Source organism: Pusillimonas sp. (genome assembly GCF_035515275.1).
Classification (GTDB): domain Bacteria; phylum Pseudomonadota; class Gammaproteobacteria; order Burkholderiales; family Burkholderiaceae_B; genus Pusillimonas.
The window spans coordinates 1-10,775 of the sequence record NZ_DATJBQ010000162.1 but is presented as its reverse complement, the minus strand read 5'-3'; the positions used below and the strand labels follow the sequence as shown (position 1 = coordinate 10,775).

11 protein-coding genes are annotated in these 10,775 nt (G+C 57.5%); 5 read left to right on the top strand and 6 right to left on the bottom strand.

The genetic code is table 11. The features are described from left to right. On the bottom strand, window positions 1-251 hold a 251-nt coding region (locus VL003_RS11960; protein WP_325442776.1), incomplete at its 3' end, for a carboxymuconolactone decarboxylase family protein. Window positions 252-432: 181 nt separating this feature from the next. Between VL003_RS11960 and VL003_RS11955 the strand changes: the two genes are divergently transcribed. Further along, window positions 433-2,058: a L,D-transpeptidase family protein gene (locus tag VL003_RS11955; protein WP_325442774.1), complete on the top strand. Its 1,626-nt coding sequence runs from the start codon at window positions 433-435 to the stop codon at window positions 2,056-2,058. Between the two features lie 59 nt (window positions 2,059-2,117). Then, window positions 2,118-2,678, top strand: coding sequence for a peptidoglycan L,D-endopeptidase MepK (gene mepK, locus VL003_RS11950; RefSeq protein ID WP_325442772.1), 561 nt, complete (start codon window positions 2,118-2,120; stop codon window positions 2,676-2,678). Between the two features lie 582 nt (window positions 2,679-3,260). Here mepK and VL003_RS11945 read toward each other — a convergent pair. Further along, window positions 3,261-4,130, bottom strand: a complete 870-nt coding sequence (locus VL003_RS11945; RefSeq protein ID WP_325442770.1) for an MBL fold metallo-hydrolase — start codon at window positions 4,128-4,130, stop codon at window positions 3,261-3,263. A gap of 178 nt (window positions 4,131-4,308) precedes the next feature. Further along, window positions 4,309-5,115: an outer membrane protein gene (locus tag VL003_RS11940; protein ID WP_325442768.1), complete on the bottom strand. Its 807-nt coding sequence runs from the start codon at window positions 5,113-5,115 to the stop codon at window positions 4,309-4,311. A gap of 158 nt (window positions 5,116-5,273) precedes the next feature. Between VL003_RS11940 and VL003_RS11935 the strand changes: the two genes are divergently transcribed. Next, a complete protein-coding gene (locus VL003_RS11935) occupies window positions 5,274-6,257 on the top strand; it encodes a diaminopimelate dehydrogenase (protein WP_325442766.1) in 984 nt (327 codons plus the stop codon). 144 nt (window positions 6,258-6,401) lie between these two features. Here VL003_RS11935 and pobA read toward each other — a convergent pair whose 3' ends face one another. Then, window positions 6,402-7,583 (bottom strand): 4-hydroxybenzoate 3-monooxygenase, encoded by a 1,182-nt coding sequence (gene pobA, locus VL003_RS11930; protein WP_325442764.1) that lies wholly within the window; start codon window positions 7,581-7,583, stop codon window positions 6,402-6,404. Between the two features lie 160 nt (window positions 7,584-7,743). Between pobA and VL003_RS11925 the strand changes: the two genes are divergently transcribed. Further along, window positions 7,744-8,631 (top strand): helix-turn-helix domain-containing protein, encoded by an 888-nt coding sequence (locus VL003_RS11925; protein ID WP_325442762.1) that lies wholly within the window; start codon window positions 7,744-7,746, stop codon window positions 8,629-8,631. Window positions 8,632-8,738: 107 nt separating this feature from the next. On the opposite strand, the gene VL003_RS11920 is transcribed toward VL003_RS11925, so the two are convergent. Continuing rightward, complete coding sequence (locus VL003_RS11920) at window positions 8,739-9,404, bottom strand: 3-oxoacid CoA-transferase subunit B (protein ID WP_325442761.1); 666 nt, start codon at window positions 9,402-9,404, stop codon at window positions 8,739-8,741. An 11-nt stretch (window positions 9,405-9,415) separates the two neighbouring features. Further along, entirely contained in the window at window positions 9,416-10,114 is a 699-nt protein-coding gene (locus VL003_RS11915) for a 3-oxoacid CoA-transferase subunit A (protein WP_325442759.1), read from the bottom strand. 298 nt (window positions 10,115-10,412) lie between these two features. Between VL003_RS11915 and VL003_RS11910 the strand changes: the two genes are divergently transcribed. Then, window positions 10,413-10,775, top strand: a 363-nt coding sequence (locus tag VL003_RS11910; protein ID WP_325442757.1) for a helix-turn-helix domain-containing protein, incomplete at its 3' end; no start/stop codon positions are given.

Genomic DNA, 10,775 nt, shown 5'->3' with positions numbered 1-10,775 from the left:
GTGAAAATAACCGATTCGTGCCAGACGGACACCATATTGATCCATTGCTCACTCAGGCCGCTGTGCAGGGCTTCTTTGCGATGCATGTCGACGCAGAAGGCACAGCCATTAATAATGGAGGCGCGCAACTTGAGCAAATGCAAGATGCGCGGGGCAAGCCCGCTTTCCTTGACGATGTATCGGTCTAGTGCCACGGCGGCCTGATAGGCGTCCGGCGCGGCGTCAGCGTAGTTGAATCGGGGCTCATGCATGGGTTTCTCCTGAAGTGGCTGGTTGAAGGTGCTGCTTGAAGGAAACCGCCGCGCCAGCGGTGTGCTGTGGGGCGCCGGCATGGTTACAGTAGTTTTGACCCCGGGGGCCTGTCAATGGCTGTGCGGCCATGCACTGTGGGACAATAGCGCAGCTAAGCTTGTGGTAAATACTGCGTTCCCCATGAAGAAACCATTCTTATATATGGTGCTGGCCGGCGTTTTGTCAGGCTACGCCGCCTTTGCATCCGGCCAGGCTCATTCCAATGCGGTGGCCCCCGTGCCCGAACTTGAAACGCCTGCCGCTACGTCGGGCCTTGGGTCGGTCCCGGCCGAATTGATGCTTCCGATGCCTTCCTGGTTCGAAAACGGTCGGCCCGGCGAAGATGCGCGAGCGGCTCTGGCTACGTTGGCTGACGCCCAGGATCAGGGTTTGCGCCCGCAAGACTATCGGGCCGTGGAACTTGCGCAGGCGTTTGAGCAGGCATCGCGCAGCAATTCCGACCCGCAATCTTTGGCGCACCTGGATGCCGAGCTAACCCATGCACTCGAACGCTATTTAACCGAACTGAACCAGGGGCGTCTCACCCCCGAGCAGCTCAAGCATGATTTCAAGGCTCCGTCTTTGAATCGGTTCGATGCGCGCGCCTACGTGCTGCGGGCGCGGCAAGAGGGTCGTCTAGCGCAAGCGCTACAGTCGGCGCAGCCCAAGGTGCCCATGTATGAGTCAGTACGGTCGGCCATGAATACTTATCGAGCCATGGGTGACCATCGCGCCTGGCGCACCCCGCTTGCGCCGCTACCGGGCCGTTCGTTAAAGTCCGGGCAGCCCTACCAGGGTTTGGCCGTGTTGGCGGCGCGCCTTGAGGCTGTGGGCGATTTGCCGGCCGGGGTCGTGGCGGCCGATCACTACGATTCGGTGCTGGAAGAGGGTGTGCGCAGGTTTCAGGCTCGTCATGGCCTGGACGTCGACGGGGTGGTGGGGCCGGGTACGGTAGCGCAGCTAGAGATTACGCCTGCCCAACGGGTCGAACAGATGGCGTTGACGCTTGAGCGTCTTCGCTGGACACCGCTGATGCATGCACCCCGCATGATTGTGGTGAACGTTCCCGAGTTCATGCTTAGGGCGTACGAGCTGCACGAGGGCCAGGTCAAGCTGGATCTGGAAATGCGGGTGGTGGTGGGCAGGGCGCTTGACACGCGCACTCCCATTTTTCTTGAAGACATGCGGTTTATCGAGTTCAGCCCCTACTGGAATGTGCCTCGTTCGATTGCCCGTGCAGAAACGCTGCCCCGGTTGCGCCGCGACCCCGGCTATTTCACTAGGCAGGGGTTTGAGTTCGTGACTCGTGAAGGGACGGTCGTAAACACCTTGTCAGGCGATGCGATTGATGCCGTACAACGCGGTGAGTGGCGTATTCGTCAACGCCCCGGCCCCCGTAATGCGTTGGGCGATATTAAATTTATCTTCCCCAACGACCAGAACATTTTCCTGCATCATACGCCGGCACCAGAACTGTTTTCTCGTGCACGTCGCGATTTCAGCCACGGCTGCATTCGTGTCGAGGCCCCGGTGCAACTGGCCCAGTTCGTCTTGCGCAATCAGCCCGAGTGGACCACCCAGCGAATCGAGGCTGCCATGCAAGGGGGCAAGTCGTACACGCTGCGCCTGGCCCAAACCATTCCGGTATTGATCGCCTACAGTACCGTTGTTGTTAAAGATAGTGGTACAGTTTATTTTTTTCCCGATATCTATCAACAGGATGCGCGTCTTGAGCAGGCGTTGCACAGCGCTCGTCGGGCACCCTGACATGTCGGCCGTGGGCCGTGTCCTTGTTGTAAGGCCGGCCGCATATTTACGATGCACTCATGACACTCAAAACCAACTCTGCACGCCGGCGCTTTTTAACCGGTGCCTCGGGGGCAGGCATTTTATTGGGCTTTCCGATGGTTGCCAGGGCGACTTTTGTGGGCACTGCCCCGCGTGAACTGGCCATGGACCACACGCACACACGCGAGCAAATCGATTTGACCTTCGCCCTAGGCCGGCGCTACGTGCCCGAGGCGTTGGTCGATTTGAATAACTTCTTGCGGGATCATTATTCGGGCTTGGTCGGCAGCATGGACCCGGGGCTTTACGACATCATGCATGCCTTGCGCAACTCGCTCAAGGCTCGCAACCCCTATCAGATCATCTCGGGCTACCGGGCGCCTGCGACCAACGAGCGTTTGCGCACAACCCGGGGTGGCGGCGTGGCTAAACGCAGTTTGCACATGGACGGCAAGGCGGTCGACCTGCGCATACCGGGGGTTCCGTTAAAAGAGCTGCGAGACGCCGCCCTGGAGCTTAAGGCGGGTGGGGTCGGTTATTACCCCGGAAGCGACTTCGTTCATGTGGATACCGGCAAGGTTCGCACATGGAGCGGCTGAACGAACCAAATGTTTGCCGAAGGCTGTTCAGTTCAGTAAACCCATCGCTCTTGTCTTCTTACTAAAATGTATATACAATGCATATATCTTTTCAGGTTGAGCATTGCTTTTTTCGGGCCTTTCTGATGCCTAACAATCCGTCCGACAAGCCCGCTAAAGTAAAGCCCAACAAAAAAGATAGCCAGTTGCTGATTCGTATCAGCAGCACCGAGCGCGAGCAATTTTTACGATTATGTGAAAAGCTGGATACCTCCGCGGCTCGCGAAATCAGGTCGTTTATTCGTGGGTTCATTCAAAAGCATGAGCCCGCTGAGTAACGCCTAATAAAGTAAGGAAGCAACCATGTCCAAGAACGTTAAAACCATCAAGCAAAAGATCAAAGCTCGCCAAGCCAAAGTGCAAAAGCAAGAGAGCAAAATCAAAGCGTTGAAAAAGTCGCTGAAGAAAGCTTAAGTTTTTATTGCCCTGTTTAGTCGGGCATTAAATCCGAAAAGGCCTGGGCCGGCACATATGCCGGCCCAGGCCTTTATTGTTTGTATGTTTTGTTAGTGTTTGCCAATCGTGGTGGGCCCGCAGAGCGGGTCAGCCTGGAAAGCGCACTGGAATTTTCAGGTACTTCATGCCGTTGGATTCGGGCTTGGGAAGATGCCCCGCGCGGATATTGACCTGGATGGAGGGCAGTAACAGCGTCGGTGCTGGCAGGCCGGCGTCCCGCTCGTTGCGCATGGCCACAAACTGCGCTTCAGACACCCCATCGTGTACATGAATATTGTGTGCGCGTTGTTCGGCGACGGTGGTTTCCCAAACATAGGTGTCACGTTCTTCGGTTTTATAGTCGTGGCACATGAACAAACGGGTTTCAGGAGGGAGGGCCAGCAGCTTTTGTATGGATTGATACAGGGTTTGTGCGCTGCCGCCTGGAAAATCAGCACGGGCGGTGCCGTAGTCGGGCATGAAAAGCGTATCGCCTACAAACACGGCGTCGCCGATCTGGTAGGCCATGCATGCAGGGGTATGGCCGGGTGTGTGCATGGCCGTTACGGTCAGGTTGCCGATGGCCAGGGTTTCGCCGTCGTGCAGCAGCCTGTCGAACTCGCTGCCGTCTTCAGACACGTCGTCCAGGTTGAAGACCGGGGTGAATATTTTCTGCACCTCGGTGATATGCGCCCCAATGGCCACTTTTGCCTGAGTGCGTTCCTTGATGTAAGGAGCGGCGCTTAAGTGGTCGGCATGGGCATGGGTCTCGAGCACCCAGATGACCTGCAGTCCTAGTTCGCTGGCTTCGTTGAGCACGCGCTCGGCCGAAGCCGTTGATGCTTTGCCGCTACGATGATCGTAATCGAGAACCGGGTCAATGACGGCCGCCGCTTTGGTTGCCGGGTCAGAGACCAGATAGGTGACGGTGTTAGTGGCATCGTCGAAAAAAGCTTGAATCTGTGCGGCGTGGTTCATGGTGTTTCCAGTATCTGGTTTTTGAACGGATATCATTCATACAGGTGTTCTGTATGAATATAGCCAGACAATTTATATAAGATAATTCTAATTTAGAAATTATTAATATACAAACTCGGATACGGAGCTTTCTCTGGCCAAAGCCGTTCTGACGGTCGACGATGATCGGGCAGCGACGCTAAAACCGGTACTGCACCCCGGCAACAAACAGGTTGAAGTTTTTTCTGCCCATCTGCACGTCCCACGTTTTGGTCGGTAAGTGCAGTCCGGGGTAATCGGTGGCGCCAAATTTGTAATGGGTGGAGTCGATCGACAGATAGCGGTATTCGGCAAACCAAAACAGCTTGTTGGTTATGTCGCCCTTAAGCCCCGCCTTGAACTGCACGGCAAAGGCCGAATCTGTGGCATCCGGGTCGGAGTTGAAATGATTGATGCCGGGTTCGGAGGGGTTGGCTGAGTCAGCCCCTTTGATGGACACCAGCGCCACGCCCGCGCCTACTCCAATATACGGCGATACTTTCTTTGAGTACGGCGTTTCAAAGGTAAAGATTGCGTTGGCCAGCAGTACGCCGGCCGTGGTGGGTACGGTTACGTATTGTGTACCCAAGGCACGGGGTCGAACCGGCATTTGCCCGATGGGCGAATGCTTGCCGATATACATGCCTTCGATCTCTGCGGCCGGCCGCAAGCTCCAGCCAGAACCTAGCCCCAAGCCCGTCCACTCGTAGCCCATATGGACGCCGCCCACGCCCACGCCCAGACTGCCGCCGGTCGAGCCTTTGGCGAGAATGGGCAGTATCGGCCGGGTGGCGGGTGGTTCAAGATACACGCCCCCTTTCTGTTGCAAGTTGGTGGCAATGGCGCCGCCGGTGCCGCCGAACACCCCCACGTAGGGACCGTGGTTTAAGGCCGGCTCCGCCAGGCAGACAGAGCAGGCCGTCGCGCCTATTGCAACTACACCGGAGATTTTTCGAGACTTTTTCATGTTTCTCGCGGATATTTTATTTGGTTACGAGGGATGTTAATTCGTTCGGAGGCAAGGTGCCACCGCTTTGTCTGGTCCTCGGATCGTGGCCAAGTCAGAATGGGGCGCGCCATGCCGTAAAATACCGGCACATATAGACGATCAAGCAGGAGAGCGGTTTGAGTACGAAGATCCGAGTAGGCATTGCAGGTTATGGAAACCTGGGGCGGGGCGTAGAGTTTGCGCTGCAGCAAAGCGCTGACATGGAACTGGTGGGCGTATTTACCCGTCGTGATCCCGGCCAAGTCTCTTTGCTGGGCAAAGCACCGGTGTCCCATATTGATGATATTGGCGGCTTTCAGGGCAAGATCGATGTCCTGATTCTGTGCGGAGGTTCCAAGAACGACCTGCCCGAGCAGGGCCCGGCTTTGGCGGCGCTGTTCAATACCGTCGACAGCTTCGATACTCACGCCAAGGTGCCCCAGTACTTTGAAGCGGTGAACCAATCGGCCGAGCCGGCAGGCAACACGGCCATTATTTCGGTGGGCTGGGATCCAGGCCTGTTTTCATTGAACCGCCTGTTTGGCGAGGCCGTACTGCCAGTGGGCGAGACCTACACATTCTGGGGCAAGGGGCTCAGCCAGGGTCACTCTGACGCTGTGCGGCGTGTACCGGGGGTGAAGGGGGGTGTGCAGTACACCCTGCCTGTACCCGAAGCCGTGGAACGTGTGCGTCAAGGCGAACTGCCCAAGCTTTCGACCCGCGAAAAACACAAGCGCGAATGCTATGTGGTGCTGGCCGAAGGCGCTGATGCGGCGGCGGTTGAGCAAGCTATTATCACCATGCCCGACTACTTTGCCGATTACGACACCACTGTCACCTTCATCGACGAAGAAACCTTGCGACGCGATCATGCAGCCATGCCTCACGGCGGCTTCGTGATTCGCAGCGGCACTACCGGGCAAGGCAATACCCAAGTGGTCGAATACGGCCTGAAGCTTGAAAGCAACCCTGAGTTTACGGCCAGTGTTCTGGTGGCTTACGCGCGCGCCGCTCATCGCCTGAATCAAATGGGACAAGCCGGTGCCAAGTCGGTGCTCGACGTTCCTCCGGGTCTGCTGTCGCCGAAAAGCGCGGCACAGCTTCGCAAAGAGCTGCTTTAGAGCCGGTGGCTTATGCTGTAGGCCCGGTAAGGCTGAAGGTGCAAATAAAAAAACGAGGGTCAACCTCGTTTTTTTATGGGTGGATTCGGGGCGTGCATCAATCTGACTGTTTGGTCGCGCCCCGTTGCCAGGAGTACTGGAGGCTTACTCGATAGGCTCGTAGGGCAGACCCACGTAGTTTTCGGCGATATTGGTCAGTCCGGCCTCGGAGCTGGTGTAGTAGTCGAGCTCGGCCAGTTGAATGCGCTTGCCGAAGCCGTCGTCCGAGAACTTGTGCAGCATCGAGGTCATCCACCACGAGAAGCGCTCGGCTTTCCAGATGCGACGCAGCGCAATTTCGGAGTATTTGTCGAGCAGGTCGACGCGGTTCTCTTTGTAGACCTTGACCAATATGCGGTATAGCGTGGATACGTCGCTGGCTGCCAGGTTAAGACCCTTGGCGCCGGTGGGCGGCACAATGTGTGCGGCGTCGCCAACCAGGAACATATTGCCGTAGCGCATGGGCTCGGTAACGAAGCTGCGCAGCGGCGCAATGCTTTTCTCGATAGAGGGGCCGGTAACCAGACGGTCGGCGGCTTCTTTCGGAATACGGGTTTTAAGCTCTTCCCAGAACCGGTCGTCGGACCATTCTTCGATCTTGTCGTCGAGCGGCACCTGCACGTAGTAGCGGCTAAGCACTTGTGAGCGCATGCTGCACAGGGCAAAGCCACGTTCGTGGTTCGCGTAGATAAGTTCATGATCCACGGGGGGTGTTTCAGACAAAATGCCCAGCCAGCCGAACGGGTATACACGCTCGAAGGTCTGGATTTCGTGCTTGGGTGCCGATTGGCGCGATACGCCATGGAAGCCGTCGCAGCCGGCAATGTAGTCGCACTCGAGCTCAACCGTTTCGCCGTCTTTTACAAAGGTGACGCGGGGCTTGTCGCTGTAAAAATCGTGCAGTTGTACGTCTTCGGCGTTGTAGATGGTGATGCCGCCTTCGCGCTTGCGGGCATCCATAAGGTCTTGCGTGACTTCGGTTTGGCCGTAAACCATAACCGACTGGCCCTTGGCGTACTTATTGAAGTCGATACGATGCTGTATGCCGTTGAACGCCAGCGATACGCCGGTGTGCACCTCGCCTTCGCGGTCCATGCGTTCGTTGGCCTTGGCTTCGCGAAGCAGATCGACCATGCCTTGCTCGAGCACGCCGGCGCGGATGCGGCCAAGCACATATTCGGGCGAGCGACGCTCGAGAATGACGGTATCAATACCTTGGTGATGCAAGAGCTGGCCGAGCAACAGTCCGGAGGGGCCTGCGCCGATGATGGCGACTTGTGTTTTCATGGAGCGTCTCCTGTGACGGCGGGCGTGAACCCGCAGGGCATGACATTAAATTCGTAAACCACTGTAAATCAGTGTTCAGCTGTAATAATGGCCTTAAACCCCCCGTATGGGAATGCATTTCTGCCTATAATAATTGTACTTTTGTAAACTAGGTTTGCTTATGGCAACTCAGGCTTTAGTGCCGGTTTATCAGTTGTACGGCGAAAATGAGCACTGGCCCACGCCCGACATGGTGCACTGCGAGCTTATCGCAGACCGAAGTAAATTGCACGATTGGCAGATTAAGCTGCATCAGCATCACGGGCTGATGCAGCTACTGTACCTGAAGGGCGGCGATGCCCGCGTTGGGCTGGACGGCCGTTATCAAGACATGCATGCCGGCCAGCTAGTGGTGGTGCCCCAAATGTGTGTGCACGGGTTTCGCTTTGCACCCAATGCCGTGGGGCATGTGGTCACGCTGGGCTACCCATTGGCCAACCGCCTGGCTCAAGGTATTGACGACGCCGGGCTATTGCCTGTGCTCCCTCATGTGCACACCGTGCGGCCCGAGCAAAGTACTCGCATCGACATGTTGTTCGACATTCTGCAAGAAGAGTATCTTTGCAACCGGCCCGACCGCAGTGCCCTGATCGAGTCGATGCTGACCACTTTGCTGGTTTGGGTACGACGCCAGATGCACACGTCCGCCCTTGAGCCGGCTCAGGCAGCCGATCGGGGACGGCGCCATTTCAGCACGTTTAACGAACTGATCGAAAAGCACTATGCCGAGCAGTGGCCGGTAGAGCGCTATGCGCGCCAAATCGGTATTACACCGGCCCACCTTAATAATCTGTGCCGACAAATTGTGGGCCATTCGGCGTTGGAGCTGATTCACCAGCGGGTGGTGCTGGCGGCCAAGCGTAACCTCGTTTATACGTCGATGACCATCAGCGTTGTGTCGCACACACTGGGCTTTTCCGATCCGGCGTATTTCACGCGCTTTTTCAAGCGCGAAGTAGGTGTTTCGCCCCGGGAGTTTCGCAGGCAGGCGGCTACGTTGCTAGAGTGAAGGCCGTCATGAAAAACGGCGCCCCTGGTTCGCGCACCGGCAATGCATGTTCAAGCCGCGGGTGTGCAAACAAGGGGCGCCGCTGATCGGGTCGCCGAGGCTGACGATTAAGCGGTACGAGCGTCGGTGAGGGTAACCGGCGTCAGTTTTTGCAGTTCGTCAAAGCTGAGGCCGGGCACAATATCAATAACCTGCGTACCTTCGGGTGTAAGGTCAAACACGGCCACGTCGGTGTAAACGCGGCTGACGCACGAGACTCCGGTGATGGGGTAGGTGCATTCGGGCACCAGCTTGGATTCGCCGGTTTTGGTCAGCAGGTCCATCATGACATAGGTTTTTTTGGCGCCAATGGCCAGGTCCATGGCGCCGCCCACTGCAGGAATGGCGTCGGGGGCTCCGGTGCTCCAGTTGGCCAGATCGCCGTTGGCGGCAACCTGAAACGCGCCCAGGACGCAGACATCGAGGTGGCCGCCACGCATCATGGCGAAGCTGTCGGCATGATGAAAATAGCAGCCGCCCGGCAGCAAAGTAACGGGTTGCTTGCCGGCGTTGATCAGATCGTAGTCTTCTTCGCCCTTGGCGGGTGCCGGACCCATGCCGATAACCCCGTTTTCGCTGTGCAGGATAACTTCGCGGTCGGCCGGCAAATGATTGGCCACCTTGGTGGGCAGGCCAATGCCCAGATTGACGACGGCGCCGTCAGGAATGTCGACGGCTACGCGCGCGGCGATCTCGTCGCGCGTCCAGGCGGGAGTGTTTTTTTGCTCGCTCATGACGCTAATCCTTAATCTTGTTTGAAACCAGCCGGGCCGGTGGCGGTGCGCGGCACCTTGACCACGTGCTTGACGAACAGGCCGGGAGTGACCACGGTTTCAGGGTCGATTTCGCCCAATTCGACAATGTTATGTACCGATGCAATGGTGCATTTGGCGGCGGTGGCCATAATGGGGCCGAAGTTGCGTGCAGTTTTGCGGTACAGCAGGTTGCCCCAGCGATCGCCCGTTTCGGCCTTGATCAGCGCAAAGTCGGCGAAGATGGGGTGCTCGAGCACGTATTGGCGGCCACTGATTTCGCGCACCTCTTTGCCCTGGGCCAATTCGGTGCCGTAGCCGGTGGGCGTGAAGAACGCGCCGATGCCGGCGCCGGCCGCGCGAATGCGTTCGGCCAGGTTGCCTTGGGGCACCAGCTCGAGCTCGATCTTGCCCGAGCGGTACAGCTCGTCGAACACATATGAGTCGGCTTGGCGAGGGAAGGAGCAAATAATTTTGCGCACCCGGCCTGTTTTCAACAGGGCGGCCAGGCCGATTTCGGCGTTGCCCGCGTTGTTGTTGACGATAACGAGGTCTTTGGCGCCGTGGGCGATAAGGCCGTCGATTAGCTCGGCCGGTTGGCCCGCACCGCCAAAGCCGCCGATCATGACGGTGGCGCCGTCGTGGATTTCGGCCAGGGCACTTTCGATCGAAGGAGAAATTTTATTGATCATGTTTCCAGTACGAACATTTCGTTGAAAATAGCAATTTTTGTTCTTATAATGAATTTTTATTCGGATGTAGAACTATCTGCATCTAGCATAATGACCGTCCGCCTACTTGTCAATGACAAGCGGGCACTTGGCGTGCGGCTGCATTACGGCCAGAAACACATATAGAGCCGGGCACAAATGTGCTATGCAATCATGCCCCGGTCCATTGGTCGGCGTCCATCCGTATTTACGCAATGGCGCCGCTTGCGGCCTGGCCGCGTCCGGCTCCTTCCGGAGTCGTGTTTGTATGAGGCTGTTCATGAATTCCATAGACCCAGCGCTGCGCGACCGTGGCCCAGAGGGCGATGACAAAGAAGGGCCCCGGCCAGGCGACAGTTATGTGCGTTCGTTTGCCCGCGGGCTCGCGGTGCTGCGCAGCTTTGGCGCCGACGCCCCCGCCCAGACGCTTTCTGAAGTAGCCGAGCGCACAGGTCTGACCCGGGCAGGGGCACGCCGTATTTTACTGACCTTGCTCAGCCTGGGTTATGTGTCGGTCGAAGGCAGGCTGTTTCGGTTGACGCCAAAGGTGTTGGAACTGGGTTTTGCCTACCTGAGCTCGCTGCCGGTGTGGTCTCAGGCCCAGCCGGTCATGGAAGGGCTCGTCGAAGAGCTCCGCCAGTCG

Bases quoted from the DNA above. Each gene is read 5' to 3' on its own strand.
- VL003_RS11955 (WP_325442774.1), top strand. From the start codon at position 433: ATGAAGAAACCATTCTTATATATGGTGCTGGCCGGCGTTTTGTCAGGC.
- mepK (WP_325442772.1), top strand. From the start codon at position 2,118: ATGACACTCAAAACCAACTCTGCACGCCGGCGCTTTTTAACCGGTGCC.
- VL003_RS11945 (WP_325442770.1), bottom strand. From the start codon at position 4,130: ATGAACCACGCCGCACAGATTCAAGCTTTTTTCGACGATGCCACTAAC.
- VL003_RS11940 (WP_325442768.1), bottom strand. From the start codon at position 5,115: ATGAAAAAGTCTCGAAAAATCTCCGGTGTAGTTGCAATAGGCGCGACG.
- pobA (WP_325442764.1), bottom strand. From the start codon at position 7,583: ATGAAAACACAAGTCGCCATCATCGGCGCAGGCCCCTCCGGACTGTTG.
- VL003_RS11925 (WP_325442762.1), top strand. From the start codon at position 7,744: ATGGCAACTCAGGCTTTAGTGCCGGTTTATCAGTTGTACGGCGAAAAT.
- VL003_RS11920 (WP_325442761.1), bottom strand. From the start codon at position 9,404: ATGAGCGAGCAAAAAAACACTCCCGCCTGGACGCGCGACGAGATCGCC.
- VL003_RS11915 (WP_325442759.1), bottom strand. From the start codon at position 10,114: ATGATCAATAAAATTTCTCCTTCGATCGAAAGTGCCCTGGCCGAAATC.